At 49.7% G+C, this 16,214-nt stretch carries 13 protein-coding genes; 5 read left to right on the top strand and 8 right to left on the bottom strand.

Annotated elements, in window-relative coordinates; translation table 11 throughout:
- Positions 1–29: 29 nt before the first annotated feature.
- On the bottom strand, positions 30–395 hold the full coding sequence (locus KS4_RS10970; RefSeq protein WP_145077918.1) for an HPF/RaiA family ribosome-associated protein: 366 nt from the start codon (positions 393–395) through the stop codon (positions 30–32).
- Between the two features lie 364 nt (positions 396–759).
- Here KS4_RS10970 and sppA point away from each other — a divergent pair, with 364 nt between their 5' ends.
- Together sppA and KS4_RS10960 are read left to right on the top strand one after the other, a co-directional pair.
- On the top strand, positions 760–2,625 hold the full coding sequence (sppA, locus tag KS4_RS10965) for a signal peptide peptidase SppA (RefSeq protein ID WP_145077916.1): 1,866 nt from the start codon (positions 760–762) through the stop codon (positions 2,623–2,625).
- 151 nt (positions 2,626–2,776) lie between these two features.
- Positions 2,777–3,631, top strand: a complete 855-nt coding sequence (locus KS4_RS10960) for an IspD/TarI family cytidylyltransferase (RefSeq protein ID WP_145077914.1) — start codon at positions 2,777–2,779, stop codon at positions 3,629–3,631.
- Here KS4_RS10960 and KS4_RS10955 read toward each other — a convergent pair.
- Positions 3,628–6,357, bottom strand: coding sequence for a peptidase MA family metallohydrolase (locus KS4_RS10955; protein WP_145077912.1), 2,730 nt, complete (start codon positions 6,355–6,357; stop codon positions 3,628–3,630). The two genes, KS4_RS10960 and KS4_RS10955, sit on opposite strands and share 4 nt — an antisense overlap.
- A 133-nt stretch (positions 6,358–6,490) precedes the next feature.
- On the opposite strand from KS4_RS10955, the gene KS4_RS10950 reads away from it, so the two are divergent.
- Positions 6,491–7,654, top strand: coding sequence for an aminotransferase class V-fold PLP-dependent enzyme (locus KS4_RS10950; RefSeq protein ID WP_145077910.1), 1,164 nt, complete (start codon positions 6,491–6,493; stop codon positions 7,652–7,654).
- Between the two features lie 290 nt (positions 7,655–7,944).
- On the top strand, positions 7,945–9,102 hold the full coding sequence (locus KS4_RS10945) for a glycoside hydrolase family 88/105 protein (RefSeq protein ID WP_145077909.1): 1,158 nt from the start codon (positions 7,945–7,947) through the stop codon (positions 9,100–9,102).
- 10 nt (positions 9,103–9,112) lie between these two features.
- Here the strand turns inward: KS4_RS10945 and KS4_RS10940 are convergent, their stop codons facing one another.
- The 6 genes from KS4_RS10940 to KS4_RS10915 form a co-directional block, all read right to left on the bottom strand.
- Positions 9,113–9,895, bottom strand: a complete 783-nt coding sequence (locus tag KS4_RS10940) for a LolA family protein (RefSeq protein WP_145077907.1) — start codon at positions 9,893–9,895, stop codon at positions 9,113–9,115.
- 14 nt (positions 9,896–9,909) lie between these two features.
- Positions 9,910–10,680: a glycoside hydrolase family 2 protein gene (locus tag KS4_RS10935; RefSeq protein ID WP_200761175.1), complete on the bottom strand. Its 771-nt coding sequence runs from the start codon at positions 10,678–10,680 to the stop codon at positions 9,910–9,912.
- A 367-nt stretch (positions 10,681–11,047) separates the two neighbouring features.
- Positions 11,048–11,812 carry a succinate dehydrogenase iron-sulfur subunit gene (sdhB, locus tag KS4_RS10930; RefSeq protein WP_145077904.1) on the bottom strand — a complete coding sequence of 255 codons (765 nt, stop codon included), beginning with the start codon at positions 11,810–11,812 and terminating at the stop codon, positions 11,048–11,050.
- Positions 11,813–11,948: 136 nt separating this feature from the next.
- Positions 11,949–13,805: a succinate dehydrogenase flavoprotein subunit gene (gene sdhA, locus KS4_RS10925; RefSeq protein WP_145077902.1), complete on the bottom strand. Its 1,857-nt coding sequence runs from the start codon at positions 13,803–13,805 to the stop codon at positions 11,949–11,951.
- Between the two features lie 86 nt (positions 13,806–13,891).
- On the bottom strand, positions 13,892–14,791 hold the full coding sequence (locus KS4_RS10920; RefSeq protein WP_145077900.1) for a hypothetical protein: 900 nt from the start codon (positions 14,789–14,791) through the stop codon (positions 13,892–13,894).
- 214 nt (positions 14,792–15,005) lie between these two features.
- Positions 15,006–15,401 carry a DUF1844 domain-containing protein gene (locus KS4_RS10915; RefSeq protein WP_200761174.1) on the bottom strand — a complete coding sequence of 132 codons (396 nt, stop codon included), beginning with the start codon at positions 15,399–15,401 and terminating at the stop codon, positions 15,006–15,008.
- Between the two features lie 290 nt (positions 15,402–15,691).
- Here KS4_RS10915 and hisI point away from each other — a divergent pair, with 290 nt between their 5' ends.
- Entirely contained in the window at positions 15,692–16,093 is a 402-nt protein-coding gene (gene hisI / locus KS4_RS10910; RefSeq protein ID WP_145077896.1) for a phosphoribosyl-AMP cyclohydrolase, read from the top strand.
- The last annotated feature ends 121 nt before the right edge of the window (positions 16,094–16,214 follow it).

Below are 16,214 nucleotides of genomic sequence, written 5' to 3'. Positions count from 1 at the left end.
TCCGGTGAGAGATTTCTAAGTGTTAGTGGTTAGTTTGAACTACGACGTTTGAACAGATTCCCGACACGTCTGGTCGATGCGCGGCGTTGCTTGTCGCGTTGTTTGTTGAGGTTTTTAGAGACGTTGAGTTTGATGCGATCAGCGAGTTGGTTGATTGCATCGTAGTAGTTACGGTTAGTTTGCTCGATTTCAATAACGCGGCCGTTGCTGAGGATAACGAGTGCTTTTGCTGAGACTTCAGAGTGGTGGTTGGCTAGGTCGGCGTCCTGGAAGCGGATGACGACTTTATTAACGGCGTTTTTGAATTTACGTAGGGGGGCTATTAATTTGCTTTCGGTATGCTTTTTAAGCGGTTTTGAAAGACTGATATTTAGGCCTCTGATTTGCCAATCCATGGTAATAATCTCCTTTCAAATGGCTCATGATTTCAACAGTTAAGTCGGCGAAATTATTCGGAGGAGTTGAGTGGTTTGTGTTATGAGCCTGAGGTTATTACGCCTGAGGGTGTTTGGGGTTCGTGGGGTTGTTTTGTGGATTTTGTGGGGTGCGTCCCTGAGGCGATGGAAGCTATGTTATTACATTGGTTTATACGCAAATGAGAAATTTTTTACGATTTTGTGCAGGTATGAGAAAAGCAAGAATTGGGGTGCTGTATTGGGGTTTATCGGTTATGCTAAAGGGCTGTTGGGGGTGGGGAAATGCCTGTTTTATTAGGGTGGAGAATTCGATAGGTCGATTAATTCCGGAGGAACGTGTCCGATGTCAGATTTGCTTAATCCATTAAATTGTAAGGGCTATCCAGTGATTAGATATAGGTGGCTTCGAGTTTTGATTGTGGTTGTGATGGCTTTGCAGGGTGTCGTGGTATATGCGCAAGATAGTGATGAGGAAGTGGTGCCGGAAGATCAGGAGGTGTTGGTGGGGTGGTTGGAATTGACGGGCGGGTTACGCGAGGGCACATCGCCGTTTGCATGGGTGAGTGAAGATGAAATGGGGCCATCACTTGAAGGTGTGGTGGGGCAATTGCGGACGGTACGAGATGACGAGCGGTACTTGGGGCTGATCTTGTTTATGAATGATGCGTCGTTGAGTTTGGCGCAGGTACAAACGCTATCGAAAGAAGTGAAGGCAGTACGCGAGGCAGGAAAGAAGGTGCTTGCGTTTGGCGAGACCTATTCGACAAAAGATTACGTGCTGGCGAGCAGCGCGGATTTGGTTTTATTGCAGCATAAAGGTGCGATTGAATTGTCGGGTGTTTCGGTGGAAGAGATGTACTTGGCGGGACTGCTGGAGAAGATTGGTGCAAAAGCGGAGTTGCTTCAGATTGGCCAGTATAAGGGGGCGAACGAGGCGTTAACGCGGCGGAAGCCGAGCGAGGCATGGAATAAAAATATTGAGGGGTTGCTGGATGATTTGCATAGCCAGATTGTGAATGCAGTGATGGAGAATAGAGAGATGGCGGCGGAGCAGGTTGATGAACTGTTTGGTCGGACATGGGCGATGACGGATGAGGAGTTGGTTGAGGCGGGGCTGGTGGATCACTTGGTGAGGCGGGACTTGATCAGTGTGACGGAGATTGAATTTGGTGATGGGTTTCAGTGGGATAAGCAGATGGGGATGGCGTATGAGGGGGGCGGCTTTGGCGCGGGTGGAAACCCGATGGCGATGTTTCAACTGTTGTTTAAGCAGCGGGCACCTGCGGTGACGCGTGAGACGGTGGCGGTGGTGCATTGCAGCGGGCCGATTTATGGTGGAGAGTCGTCACGGGGTGATGGGATGTTTAGTGATGATCAGATTGGCAGCAAAACAGTTACGAAATTGTTGGCAAGGTTGAAGGGTGATGAGAATGTGAAGGGTGTAGTTTTAAGGATAGATTCGCCGGGCGGGAGTGCGCTGGCGAGTGAGGTGATGTGGCAATCTATTCGAGAGTTAGGAGAGAAGAAGCCAGTGTATGTGAGTGTTGGTGGTATGGCGGCGAGTGGTGGGTATTACATGGCATGTGCGGGGGATGAAGTGTTTGTGTCGCCGTCGAGTGTGGTGGGTTCGATTGGTGTGGTGAGTGGGAAGATTATTTTGGGTGGGTTGTATGAGAAGATTGGTGTGGAGGTGACTTCAAGGAGTCGAGGGAAATATGGGGATTTGTTTAGTTCGACGAAACCGTTCAGCACGGAACAGCGCGAGTTGATGTTGAAATCGATGCAGAATATTTATGATCAGTTTAAGGATCGTGTGAAGCGGGGCAGGGGGTCGAGGTTGATGGATTTGGAGGCGGTAGATGAGGGGATGCTGTTTACAGGGCAACAGGCAGTTGAGTTGGGGATGGCTGATCAGGTTGGGGATTTGAAGAATTCGATTGATGCATTGGTGGGTGAGTTGGCGCTGGAGGAGGGAGCTTTTGATGTGAAGCATTTTCCTGAGCCCGTGAGTTTGCCTGAGTTTTTAAATGGGGTGATGGGGGTGAGCGCGAAGCGAGTTGATGTGAGTGGGACTTTGATTGGCGAGAGCGTGAAAAGGGTGTTGGGTGAACAGGCGTGGGTCAGTGTGAGCCGGGTGTTGGATGGGATGTTGTTGCTGAAAGATGAGCCGGTGCTAACGATATTGCCGGTTGGGATTGTGGTGAAGTAGGCCGGTCTTAATGTGAATCAATTAATCGCTCGTAGCGGCTGCTGCGGGCTTTTTTAATTGATGAGATTAGGAGGTTGATAAGGGCGGAAAATGGTATGATGTTTGCGTAAGATGTTTGTGTTGCAGAATAATGTTTTGAAGAGGATTGAAGATGAAGATTGCTGTGATCATACCGGCTGCGGGGATTGGAAAGCGGTTTGTTGAAGGGGGGCAAGAGATCGCTGGTGGTGGTAGTAAGGTGGAGATGGTGCTGGCGGGGAAGCCGGTGTTTTTGCGCGCGATTGAATTGTTTTTGCATCATCATGATGTGCATCAAGTGATCTTGGCGGTCAATCCAGATCAGGTGGGTGAGTTTAGAATGAGGTATGGGGATAAGCTTGGGTTTATGGGTGTGAAAATTGTGGCAGGTGGAAAGAAGGAACGTTGGGAAACGGTGATGAACGCGCTGGAAGCGGTGGATGATGTGGTGACGCATGTGGCGGTGCATGATGCGGCAAGGCCGCTGGCGAGTGGCGAGATGATTGAGCGGGTGTTTACGGCATGTGAGAGGCATGATGCGGTGATTCCTGGTGTGGCTGTGAACGCGACGCTTAAGAAAGTTGCAGATGCAGGCTTGGAAGTGGGTGGGGCGGATGACGTGTTGGCGGATGCGATTTTGGGAAGTGCTGGGAAGGTTTCTGTGCCTGTGCAGCGGGTTGTAGAGACGGTCAGCAGAGAGGCGATGGTTGAAGTGCAGACGCCACAGGTTGTGGCGGTTGGATTGATGAAGAAAGCCTACGCGCAAATTAGAGATGGCGAGATGGATGGCAACGGGATCACGGATGATGCGAGTTTGGTCGAGGCCATGGGGATTGATGTTTATGTGGTGGAGGGAGAGAGTACGAATTTTAAAATTACACGGCGTGAAGATGCGGAACTAGCTGAGGCGCTGTTGGAGAAACGTGAAACCAAGGCAGCCGCTGGGTTGGCGAAAAAACGGTTGTTTGGAGATGAGGATGAGGATTAGGGGGCCGCTTTATTATTGAGCGATGAAGGGGCGAGCGTGTTGAGGGTGAGGAAGGGTGTGAGATTGATCTTGGGGTTGAGGTTTTTGGCTTTGCGGGCGGCTTGGAGAGCTTTGTCGGGGTGGCCTGTTTTTTTAAAGAACGCGGCGAGACGGAGGTGATGGGTGTATTGCTCGGGTTCGAGGTAGGTGAGCATGGTGAGGTGGTGCTCTGCGGCTGAGAGATCGGTGGCCTGGATTGCAAGGGCGGCGGCAAACTGGCGGTATGAGGGATTGTAGGGCTCGCGGTGAAGAGCGCGGGCAATGTATTTGAGGGCTTTGGGGTAATCGGTTTGTTTACGAAAACGTTTGGCGAGCTGATAAGACCAGTTGCCTTTGGCCTGTTCGGTGCTGTCGAGACGTTTGAGTGAGTCTATTAGACGATTAGATTTAGTGCTGTTGAGGGTAAGCTCCGCTTGGAGGCGTGCGGGGTATGTGTCGATGGGGTGGAGTTTTTGGAAATGATCGAGGATGGCTAGTAATTCGATGGTGAGTTGCTGCTCGTTTTCGAGATTTTGTATGGTTGGGTTGTCACGGAGGGTTTTGACTTGCTGATGGAGTTTTTTCGAGAGTGTGTGCAAGAGTAGTGGATTGTCGGGGTAGTCGGCGAGCTTTGCGCGGAGCTGATCAAGAGGGAGTGTGTTTAGGCTTTGTGCGGTTTCTTTAGGAAGTGGGGATGTGGATTGATCAAGGCCCCAGGCGGTGACTTCTTTTGTGGCCCATTGTTTGAAATTTGTCATGAATTCAGTGGTTGAGAGGCCGGTGATTTGATGGAGGCCGTCTGAGTCGGAGGTGCCGGTGCGGTAAAGGGCGAGCAGGTTAAGGAGGGCATCATGGGAGTAGGTCTCAATGATGTATTGGAGCATCCAGTTGGCTTGTGCGTAGGCGAGTGAGCGATCGTAGTCGGTTTCGGGGCGAACAAAGCCCCAGTTAATGTTGTTATAGTCGAAGAGTTTATTTTCGCTGAGTGCCCAAGAGAGGAGTTTGGCGGTTTCGAAATCACGTTCGGTGATTTCGAGTTCGACTGCGCAGGCTTCAGTGAGCCAGTGTGGGATGCGGTTATTGGTTAGGGAGAGTGTGACTGTGTGGGTGAATTCGTGTTGTATGACGTTATACCAGTCGTAGGAGCCTCGTTGTTTGGCACCGGAGCGTGGTGGGGTGAGCGCGATGCAATCGCCTGTGGCGGCGGCTACGGTCCATATCTCGGGCATGCCGGTGATGCGGACACCGAAGGATTCTTCATCGGGGAGGATGTCGATCTGGGTTTTTCGTTCGGGTTGGTGCTTGTAGAAGGAAGTGACGGCGGTGTAGATGGCTTCAGCTTGTTGAGAGATATCAGTGGCGAGGACGTGGTCGATGCCGGGCTTGTAGCGGATGGTGAAGTGAGGTGTTTCAATGGTTTTGTAGGAAAGGAGGTCTTGGACGAGTTGTAGTGAATTGACGGCTCGTCGGTTGAAAGGATCGAGTTGAGCGGAGCGTGTGAGGGTTTGATGGGCGAGGACGAGTTGACCGTCTTGGATAAGGAGTAGGCCGAGCTCGGTGACAGGCTCAGCATCATTGGGAAGGCGTTTGGCGGCTAGGTTGAGGGCAGTTTGAGCGAGGGCGTATTGGCGGTCCAGTGAGAGGTAGCGGCCAGCTTCGAGATAACCGAGGTGTGAGTTGGGCATGAGGTTATCGAGTTGGGTGAGTGTTTGGTTGTATTGCTTGTCATCGAAGGCGGTAGCGTATGCGGCGGCTTTGAGGGCGATAAGCTGACGATGATTGGGGAATATTTCAAGGGCCTGGTTGATGGTATGTAAGGCACGTTGATGATCACGTTGAGTGAGAAAGGCGCGTGCTTCGATGATGGTTGCGAGGGGGTGATCGGGGGAGAGTGTGCGTAGGCGGCGCGCGGCGTCATTTGCGCGTTTGAAGTCGAATGATTCGGCGGACATGACGCCGAGGAGATGCCAGGCTTCGGAGGCGTTGGGGTTGAGCGATAGTGTATGTGTGAGGGCATCAATGGCTGCGTGACGGTTGTCTTTGAGGTAGAGGAGTTTGGCCTCGGAGATGAAGGCTGGCCAATAAAGAGGATCTTGTTCTTGGTGGATTTTTGTGAGGAGGTTTAGCGCGAGTTGCCAGTCTTGAGCGGGGCGGCCTTCAAGACGAGCGAGAAGGACGAGTGATTCGGCGGCAGCGATGATGTTGATGGGGGCAATGAGTTTTCGAGTTGAGGCTATCTTTCGGATAGATTGCAGGTTTTTGATTGCGTTTTGAGGTTGGCCGAGATCTAGATATGCGAGGGATACGAGGTGGCGCTCGATGATGGATCGCGGGTTAGGGATGAGTTGTAGCGTTTGATTAGGATTGCCTTTAAGAAGAGCAGCTTTGGCTCGGAGGTTGGCTGGTGTTTGTGGATCGGTTAGTGAGGGGTGATTGAGATTGTATTGCTGTATGGCGAGTTGGGCGGCTTCTGTGGGAGTGAGTTCATTGTTGTCGAGTAGATCGTATCGGCCATGAAATAGAGCAAGTCGGCGTTGATCTTTTGGAGAGTTGATCGGATCGTTGAGGATTTTAGTGAGTAGCGGGGAAGTGGGGACGGGTGGTGAATCATCTTGGGCAGAGAGGGTGGTGGGCGATTGTACCCATACAGCCGTGAGGAAGATGATGGTACTGGTGATGCCGCGGATGTAGGGGGGGAATTGTTGCATGATATTTTATATGAAATGATGGGTTTGCGGCGGCAAAGAAAGAGGGAGCCGATAAAATGAGGATGGATGTGGCGTGTGTGCGAGGGACGAACCAGAGAAGAAATGAACGTTAAAGTAAGGATCGGTTGTTAGGATGCGTGAAGAACAATTACTGAATGAGCGGGATTATACTGATGGGTTTCCGATTGCTGATCGGATGATTTTTTTGAATCACGCGGCGGTTGCACCGATTAGCGGACGGAGCGCGGAGGCGATGAAGGAGTATGCGGACCAAGCGGCGGAAGCGGCGTATGTAGGGAGTGGTTGGTATACCGGAAAAATCGATGCGGTAAGAGATTTAGCAGCGAAGGTGATTGGCGCGAAGGGTCGTGAGGAGATCGCGTTTATACCCAATACGACGACGGGCTTGGCGATGGTAGCCAATGGATTGAATTGGCAGGCGGGAGATAGTGTGGTGATTACGGATGTCGAGTATCCGGCGAATCGGTATCCGTGGGAAAATCTTGCGAAGACAAAAGGTATCAAGCTGATTGAAGTGAAGCAGCGTGATGATGCGCGGATTCACATTGAAGATGTGGTTGATGCGATTGAGGATGGGACGCGAGTTGTGTCGTTATCGCATGCTCAATTTGCGTCGGGGCATCGGATTGATTTGAAGCCGATTAGTGAAGCGATTCATGCGAAGGGTGGGTATTTGTGTGTGGATGGGATTCAGAGCGTGGGTGTGTTGCCGGTGGATGTACGAGCGATGGGGATTGACTTCTTAAGCGCGGATGGGCATAAGTGGATGTTGGCACCGGAGGGATTGGGGATCTTTTATTGCAAGGAAGAACTGGCTGAGAAGTTGTATCCGACAGTCGTGGGTTGGATGAACATGGTGGATGCAGATAATTATGGACAATATCAGTTTGAGTTATTGAAGGATGCAAGACGGTTTGAGCCAGGCTCAAGTAATGTTGCGGGGATCTTGGGCTTGGGAGGTAGCTTAGCCTTGATCATGGAAGTGGGGATTGATGAGATTTGGCAGCGAGTTGATGCGCTTCAAGCTATTGCGGAAAAGGGGTTAGTTGAGAAGGGGTATCGCATTTTTTCTCCACGAGAGAAACAAGAAGAGCGTAGTGGGATTTTGATTTTCGAGCATCCAAATAAACCAGAGTTACACCAGAAAATTGTCAACGAGATGGAGCGATCAGGTGTAATTATTGCATTACGTGAAGGTCGATTACGCGTTAGTCCGCACTTTTACAACACAGTTGGGCATATGAAGAAATTTGTTGAAGCGTTGCCAATGATTTAGTTATTAGTTTATGCCAATATGTTTATTGACGACAAAATCACCCAACAACTGGGTGATTTTTATTGGTATATCGGTTATGTGAAAGAGGGTTTGAGGGATGTTTGAGGCATGATCAATGGCAATATAAGTTATTGCATCCCAATGATGGGAAATGTTATTGGTTGAATCTATTCGAAAATGATCCGTCAGAATATGATACGAACGTCAGGTTTTACTTTCGAAGAAGTATGTGTTCGCGAGGTATTCTGAAGTTTCGCTGTGTGACATGATTGTTTTGAGAGGTCGGTGTGATGTCTAAGCTTGTATTAAATTTTGCTTTATTGGTGGTATTGGTTGGTGTGGATTTGAAATTTATCGAGTCTGTTCATGCGGCTAAAACGTCTGTAGAGCAGAGGCAAATCTATGATCATTATGAAGCATTACTTGAGCCAGAACAGATCAAGCAGATTGGTTATGATGTATTTTGGTGGCAGATCATGCATATGGATGATGTCGATCGGCGGCGAGATGATTGGGTTTTTGCTCCGTTTTACATCGGAGCGATCAGGTTTGCTGAAACGACGGGTCAGCAATCGTGGCTGTCGGTGATGAAACGAGATTTTGAGGCGATTGATTGGCGGTTTGGTTTTCGTCCGCGACATGCAGACGATTGGGCGATAGGTTGGGCGTATGCCATGCTGTATGAGCGGGAGAAGAAGGCGGAGATGATTGACCCGATGGTGTCATGTTTGGATGACGCGATGCAGAAATCGTACGATGAATCGCTTGAATTTAGAAGGGGGATTGTGGATCGCGAGTTGGCTTGGTGTGATGCGTTGTTTATGGGCCCACCGACTTTGATGAAAATGTATCGATTGACAGGCGATATGAAGTATCTGAAATTTCAGCATAAATTGTGGTGGAAGACAACAGAATACTTATACGATACAGACGAAAAATTGTATTTTCGTGACAGTCGATATTTTGATAAGCGCGAGCCGAATGGGAAGAAGGTTTTTTGGTCTAGAGGTAATGGCTGGGTGCTCGCTGGCTTGGCCAATGTGATCGAGTTGATGCCGGTAGAAGATCCGCAGCGAGAGCGGTATGAGAAGCTGTATGTTGATATGGCGGAGCGGATTGCTGGCTTACAGATGAAGAACGGTTTCTGGCCTATTGGTTTGTTAGACGAAGAAAAGTGGCGGCAATCAGAAGCCAGTGGGACAGCGTTTTTTGTTTATGGTCTTGCTTGGGGAGTGAATCAGGGATACCTGCCGCGAGAGAAATATACTTCTGTTATTGTGAAAGGGTATCAGGCGCTTACTCAATCTATCACGGCTGATGGTAAGTTAGAGAACGTGCAACCTATTGGGAAATCGCCTTATGATTTTGATGCATCATCAACGATGCCGTATGGCGTTGGAGCTTTGCTGCTAGCGCTTGATGAACTGTATGAATTATCGTTGAAGTAGATATGTATGTTTAGTCAATACGTTGTTCGTCGATCGTCCAAGATTTGTCTTTGGGCGGTGTGGTATCAAAAACATCTTCATCGATATCCGTGTTGAGTTTGGTATTCGTCATTTTGAAGAGAGAGCGTGTTTCCTGGTCTTCATTGATTGTTTCGACCATGGTTGGAAGAAGCGTATCTCGGTCATACCAGAGATCGAAGTAAGTTTCTTCAATTTGCTCAGGATTTTTAGGGGTTAAGCGGAGGTGGATTGAATTTTCTGGGCCGCCATCGCGATCATCGATTAGTTTAACTTCAAATTTCTTAAGCAGCGTGCCTTTATTGAAGTCGATGGGGATTGCGAATGGACCTTCACCAAGCTCAAGGACTTCGGTTTGTTCTTCATCCGCGTCAGCAGGTGGTGCGACTTCATAACGTTTAAAGAATTTGTCTTTGACGTTTTTTTCGACCAGCCAGCGTGCGTCGTATATCCACCATTTATCGATACGTTCTCCGCGGCGTGATGCTGAGATTTGCAGGGTGAAGTGTGCGGCAAAGCTGCGAGGTGGTCCGGCTTTGTAGTAGAAGGTGCCTTTGCGGATTTCCTTGCTGTCGAGCAGTTCGTTGATACGGTCGTAACGAAGCTCGGAGGAAAGGGTTTTGATTTCGTCGGCTTTGTTTTCGAGTTTTGTGAGCCATTGATCGAGTGTCGGCTCATTGGTATTCGACTCGTTTTGAGCGATGACGCAGCTAGTGGCGATGAGTAGCGTGATTAGGCAAAGTAAGGAGGTGAGGGTGCGGTTGAATGTATTCATGATGGATGATTCTATCAGGCAGCGTATACGAGTGGGAATTCGTGGAAAATAGTATGGGTTGGATCGACTTTTTTGATTCGATCTGCAATTTTTTGAGATTTATCCCCATGGTTGCCAACGTACCAGCCAGCAAGCGAGGGATGGGGACTAATACGATTAATGGCTTGTGAGATTTGCTCGTCGGTATCTGTTTCTTCAATTTCGGGGAAGCATTGGATCAGAAGAATGCCGGCTCTGTCTGCTGCTTCGAAAAGGACGTCAGGGGCGAAGTGATCGCGGACGACGAGAAGTGAGCCACCGCTTTCGGGGAGGAGGTTCTGGTCTTCGTATTGATCGACGATGACGATGGATTCGATATCGCACACTTCGCCATTGACGAGAAGGGTGGGGTCGAGTGACATTTCTGTGAATGGATCTTGTCGAACCGATGAGAGGCCGAAAAGAACGCCCGTGCTATCAGTGATGATTTGGTCAACGAGTAGACCGATGGTGAGTTCGTATAAAGGTTGTTCGCCCATATTAGCGGGCCACCAGCGTTGCGGATGAACAATTTCGAATCGAACACAGCCCATGCCTTGGTTTAGACGGACGTGTGCGCGGCCTTCATCGTGGAAGCCATCTGCTCCATCGATATCTAGAAGTACTTCGATTTTAGCTTCCGGATTGAATTTTGGAGAGCTAGGTTCGACGGGTGTAACTGCAAAGAGTACATCGACGATAGCACGATCCGTGTCAACATAACGGATTTGCGGCGAGACAGAGGCGAGGCGGAGATCACAAGACATGGGCAACAGGCTCCCCGTGTTAACAGGATTTAAATGGTTCCAACAATTCCCACTTAAATTCGTATCGGCTAATTTGAAGGCAAAAAGATTAGTGATGCGTGAAACACCTGATTGGGGTAAATCGCTGGGATGAAAATTCAATATGGGGGAGGGGGATATGGTTCGCGCTATCGTATTGATGATCGTGTCTAATTGCGTGACCGTGAGTGTCCCGATAATACGGCCGGAGTAAACGGTTGTAATGGTAATAATTGGAATACAAGCCATCTACGGTACTGACGCAAAGTGATGGTTTGAGGATTTATGGACATGAAAAAAGGCTGACGCAGGGGCGTCAGCCTTATGGTATTTAGGAATTTATGATCGCTTATTTTTTGCCGGTGAAGAAGCGTTTGATCGAGTAGATCGTTGCTTGGCGGCCGACGCTTGCGATGGCGTTGAGTAGTGGAAGCTCTTTCGGGCATACCTGGACGCAGTTTTGCGAGTTACCACAGTCTGAGATACCGCCTTCACCCATGATGACGTCGAGACGATCGTCAGCGAGAAGTTTGCCGGTGGCGTGTGAGTTGAAGTAGTCGGTCTGGGCGAAAATTTGAGCACCCATGAAGTCGTTGTCTTTGGTGAACTGCGGACAAGCTTCGAGGCAGCAACCGCAAGTCATGCAGCGAGAATATGCGTAACGCAGGTCTTGCTCTTCTTGGGTTTCTTGTGGGCCGGCGCCGAGGTCGTATGTGCCGTCGGTTGGGACCCAGCCCTTGATGCGCTTGAGGTTGTTGAACATGCGAGCACGGTCAACCCAAAGGTCGCGGACGACTGGGAACTTGCTCATCGGCTCGATCTGGATGACGGATGCTTCTTCGAGCAGGTCATCGACGAGAGTAGAACATGCTTGGCATGCGCGGCCGTTGATGACCATGGTGCATGCACCACAGACTTCTTCGAGGCAACCACAGTCCCATACGACGGGAGCAACGTCTTTGCCGTCAGCAGTCACTGGCTTAGCAGCGATCTTTTGAAGGGTGGAGATGACGTTCATGTTCGGAGTGTAATCGACATCAAAGGTCTGCCAGTAGGATGCTGAGGCAGCTTCGTCCTGACGTTTTACTTTGACTTTAAATGTTTTCGTTGACATTTTCGAGGTACCTTCAATCAGGGTACTTTGTTGTTGTATTTATTGCAGGTGTTACCTGTTTATTTACATCATTCTAGGTGGCGATCCCCGGAATGTTGTCCGGGGCCGATGCCGACAAGTGTGACTACTTCCGGGGTTACTTGGAGTAGTCGCGTTTACGCAGTTCGACCATGTGCAGTGGAACGTCTTCCCATTCGAGGATGGGCTTGTCGTTCTCTACGTCGTATGAGCAAACAGCGGTTTTGTGGAACGGATCGTCGATACGATCTGGGAAGTCACTGCGGAAGTGTGAGCCGCGTGATTCTTTACGTTCGATAGAAGCGAGGAGGATTGCTTCAGCGTAGACGATCATGTCACCGAGTGCACGTGAGAAGACCAAGTTAGCGTTGGTGTAATCACCTGTGTCGGAGAGTTTGATGTCCTTGTACTGAGCTTTCATTTCTTTGAGAGCTTCGTAACACTGGAGCATACGCTCTTCGTTCTTGACGACGGTACATGAAGCGGTCATTTCGTCGCCGAGACGAGCATGAATCTCGTATGGGTTGAACTTGCCGTTCATGTTGATGAGCTTGTCGATCTTTGCCTTTTCCTGATCGAGGAACTTCTGGTAAAGAGCTTCGGGCTTATCGGCAGCCTTGTCTTCACATGCTTTGACGTAGTTAGCTACGGAAGAGCCGCAGAAGAGGCCGTCGAAGATGCAGGAGAGCAGGGCGTTAGCACCGAGGCGTGTTGCACCGTGGTACTGGTAGTTGACTTCGCCGAAAGCGTAAAGGCCTTCAACGTTGGTCATCATGTTCTTTGGATCGCCGTCCTTCATGCCCCAGACCTTGTCGAGCTTGTCGCCAGGGACAGGGAGACGTTCTTCGGCTTCGTATTCGGTGTAGAGGCCACCCATGCTGTAGTGAACAGCTGGGAAGATCTTCATTGGAACGAAGCGTGGATCGTCGCCGGTGAACTTCTCGTAGATTTCGAGGATCGCAGCGAGCTTGTCTTTGGTTTCGATTGGAAGGTGGGTGATGTCGAGGTAAGCCATGCGGCCGCCGCCGACGCCGTAACCTTCTTCGCAGACAGAGAAGATTTCGCGTGTTGCGATGTCACGAGGAACGAGGTTGCCGTATTTGGGGTAACGTTCTTCGAGGAAGTACCAGCGTTCTTCTTCAGGGATGTCGGTTGGTTTACGGTCGTCACCCTTTTTGCGTGGGACCCAGACGCGGCCGCCTTCACCACGAGCTGATTCAGACATGAGACGACATTTGTCTTCGCCTGGAATTGCTGTTGGGTGAACCTGAATCATTTCAGGGTTGCCGAGCTTGACGCCGGCTTCGTAGCAGCGAGCTGCTGCAGCACCGGTGCAGATGACGGACATTGTTGATTTACCGTAGACGACGCCGCAACCGCCGGTTGCCATGACGACTGCGTCAGCACGGAAAGCTTTCATTTCCATGGTGCGTTGGTCTTGAGCGATGATACCCTTACAGACGCCGTTTTCGTCGAGGACTGGCCAGAGGAATTCCCAGAATTCGTAGTTTTCTACGAGGCCTTTGTCTTCGTAACGACGGGTTTGTTCGTCGAGAGCGTAGAGGAGCTGCTGGCCGGTGGATGCGCCGGAGAAGTGTGTACGCTTGAAGAGTGAGCCGCCGAAGAGACGGAGGTCACGGAAGCCTTCAGCTGTGCGGTTGAATGGAACGCCCATGCGGTCGAGAAGATCGATGATCTTCGGAGCCCAGTGGGTCATTTCGTAGACTGGAGGTTGGTGGTTGAGGAAGTCACCACCGTAGAGTGTCTCGTCCATGTGCTGCCACTCTGAGTAGCCTTGCTGACGAGCAACTTCGTTACATGCATTGATGCCGCCCTGAGCACACACGGAGTGTGATCGCTTAACGGGGACCATGGAGAAGAGGTCAACGGGGACGCCTTGCTCAGCGATCCTTACGGTCGCTGCCAGACCTGCCAAACCGCCGCCGACGACTATGACTCTTGGATGATCAGACATTGTGTTCAATACCTTTTATTGCTGCCCTTCGCTTGAGGAAGGGGAAATTTCAGTTACTTAAAGAAACGTGTGTCGCGGGGTTTTGATTAGTGGCCGATTTCGTTGATTTCGATTTCAAGCTTTTCTTTTGGAACGCCTGTACCGAGGAAGCGTTCGACTTGCTTCTGAGGTACGGTGCGACTGAAGACAGCTTTTTGATCAGGTGTCATCGCTTTGAAATTGAATGTCATCGCACCGATGAGTGCAGCAGCCATTGCGAGGGTGAGGAAGATACCCAAGGCCCAGCAGACACCGCCCCAACGTTTTTGGGATGTTGGTGTGATCGTGAGACCCCAAGTGATGGCAGCTGTCCAGAGACCGTTGGCCCAGTGGAAGATCGCGGCACCAGCACCGACGATGTAGAAGACAATAATCAGCCAATGGAACTGAAGTGCATATGCGGTATATGGGAGTGACATTGGAACGTGTCCAAGCTCGCCCATTCCGATTTTTTCCCAGTTATCGACGGTATAGCCACCATGTGCCCAGAATGGGGTGTACCAGAAGCCACCAATATCCCAACGCCAGCGAAGTGTGGCAATGTGGAAGAAGATAAAGATGATCGCAATGATCCCAGTCAAACGTTGGAGCGTGTAACGGTAGTTTGCTTCATACTTGTAATGAGTTGTGTTCCACTTCGAATTGAAGATGTACACAAAGCCCAGCACAGCATGGAAAGCAATGCTTGCCCAAAGTGTGTACTCGATGATTTCGAGTGCGGGCATAGAGTGAATAAAGTTAACTTCGTGTTGGAAGTAGCTTTCACCTGTTGCTGGGTTTGGGCCGAACAGGGTATTCAAGATCATCTGAGCGTTTGTGAACAAGTGCACACAAACAAACAAACCGATCGGAATGATACCGGACAGCGAATGCAACCTGCGGAGCAGGAAGTGGTACTTACCGAACATGCTTTTCGGTTCTGCTAAAGCGACTGTTGAATCAGACACGGCAGGGGATCCTTTCACCGTACACTAGGAAAATAAGGAGAGGTAATGTCAATGGGAGATTCCATCACAGCTAAACGCTTTCGCGAGGGTTGGACAACACAGGTCTGCTAGCTGTGACAATACAAAGGATACTCCTGTCTTTAACTGCGTCAAATTCCATAAGCATTTGCACCTACAGAAAGTTAGCAGCTGAGACAGGTTCTCAATTACGCGATTATTGTTGCCTTGCAGCCTGCGAAATCTGTACGTAACGATTACGTAATTCGTACAGAGTTGTTGCCAAGGTTTCTTCCTCTTCTTTAGAAAGATTGCCCTTGGTTTTGTCGGAAACAACGGTCAGCATATCGATGTTATGGCGAGCAAGATCGAGGCTGAGCGATGGCTGTCCAGTTCGAGGGTCTGGAATTGCGCCAAGAGCAAACAAGGCTTGCGTGACAAATGTGCCAATCAAGGTTTCAAAGTTCGCAGGAGGCATCTCGCCCATCCCGCCGGCACCTTGGTCTGTATCAGTTTTTTGCTCAGCTTCAGCAGAGAGGCGTTCTTTCTCGGCTTGGGCTTGGGCTTTCCAGTCACTATCGATGTGAATCTTGGGCGATTCGGAGTCAGTCATTCTGAAATTCCTGAATAATGTTAAGCGTGTCAAAACAGGCAATATGCTTTGTCTACGAAGTATAGATAACGCACATGACTCTTGCGAGTTGCTGGTCTTATGTTTTTGCAAAGATTTTTGAAATCCTGCCCCCATGGCTGGGAATTTTCGCAGCCGACCTGTTTTTGGGTCTTGAATGGTGAAATGCGTTGCAACTCATCGTTTCGTATAATGTCCAGCTCGAAACGAATCGAACAGGTCATGATTTAGCTTCGGGCGGATGAACCGCTCACAGATATTGGAGATGTAAAATGGCTGACCCACAACGTGAAGAAGGCAGTGTTTTGGATATCAAATTTGATAGCGATGGACTCGTCCCCGCAATTGTCCAAGACCATCAATCTGGCGAAATCCTCATGATGGGCTGGATGAACGAAGCTGCTTTGAAGCAAACGATCGAAACCAAGAAAGCAACTTTCTACTCACGATCACGTCAAAAAATGTGGGTCAAAGGTGAATCCTCCGGCCACATCCAAGAAGTCGTCGAAGCTCGTACCGATTGTGATCAAGACGTTGTTGTTCTAAAATGCATTTCGCACGGCCCATGCTGTCACGTCGGATACAAGTCGTGCTTCTATCGTAGGATCACGGATCCAACGACTTTGGAAACCGTTGAGTCAAAAGTTTTTGACCCCAACGATGTTTATAAGTAAAAATATTTACTGCTAAGAGTAATAGTGAGCGAGCTAAAAGTTAGCTCGCTTTTTCTATTATTTATAGGTGGCTATTTGCTGAATAGATTTGCATGCAAAACCGGGCATTACGATCTTTTAG

It is taken from the genome of Poriferisphaera corsica (assembly GCF_007747445.1).
GTDB lineage: Bacteria > Planctomycetota > Phycisphaerae > Phycisphaerales > Phycisphaeraceae > Poriferisphaera > Poriferisphaera corsica.
Note: the sequence above shows the minus strand (reverse complement) of the source record. Positions and strands in the feature narration are given on the sequence as shown.

Bases quoted from the DNA above. Each gene is read 5' to 3' on its own strand.
- KS4_RS10970 (WP_145077918.1), bottom strand. From the start codon at position 395: ATGGATTGGCAAATCAGAGGCCTAAATATCAGTCTTTCAAAACCGCTT.
- sppA (WP_145077916.1), top strand. From the start codon at position 760: ATGTCAGATTTGCTTAATCCATTAAATTGTAAGGGCTATCCAGTGATT.
- KS4_RS10960 (WP_145077914.1), top strand. From the start codon at position 2,777: ATGAAGATTGCTGTGATCATACCGGCTGCGGGGATTGGAAAGCGGTTT.
- KS4_RS10955 (WP_145077912.1), bottom strand. From the start codon at position 6,357: ATGCAACAATTCCCCCCCTACATCCGCGGCATCACCAGTACCATCATC.
- KS4_RS10950 (WP_145077910.1), top strand. From the start codon at position 6,491: ATGCGTGAAGAACAATTACTGAATGAGCGGGATTATACTGATGGGTTT.
- KS4_RS10945 (WP_145077909.1), top strand. From the start codon at position 7,945: ATGTCTAAGCTTGTATTAAATTTTGCTTTATTGGTGGTATTGGTTGGT.
- KS4_RS10940 (WP_145077907.1), bottom strand. From the start codon at position 9,895: ATGAATACATTCAACCGCACCCTCACCTCCTTACTTTGCCTAATCACG.
- KS4_RS10935 (WP_200761175.1), bottom strand. From the start codon at position 10,680: ATGTCTTGTGATCTCCGCCTCGCCTCTGTCTCGCCGCAAATCCGTTAT.
- sdhB (WP_145077904.1), bottom strand. From the start codon at position 11,812: ATGTCAACGAAAACATTTAAAGTCAAAGTAAAACGTCAGGACGAAGCT.
- sdhA (WP_145077902.1), bottom strand. From the start codon at position 13,805: ATGTCTGATCATCCAAGAGTCATAGTCGTCGGCGGCGGTTTGGCAGGT.
- KS4_RS10915 (WP_200761174.1), bottom strand. From the start codon at position 15,401: ATGACTGACTCCGAATCGCCCAAGATTCACATCGATAGTGACTGGAAA.
- hisI (WP_145077896.1), top strand. From the start codon at position 15,692: ATGGCTGACCCACAACGTGAAGAAGGCAGTGTTTTGGATATCAAATTT.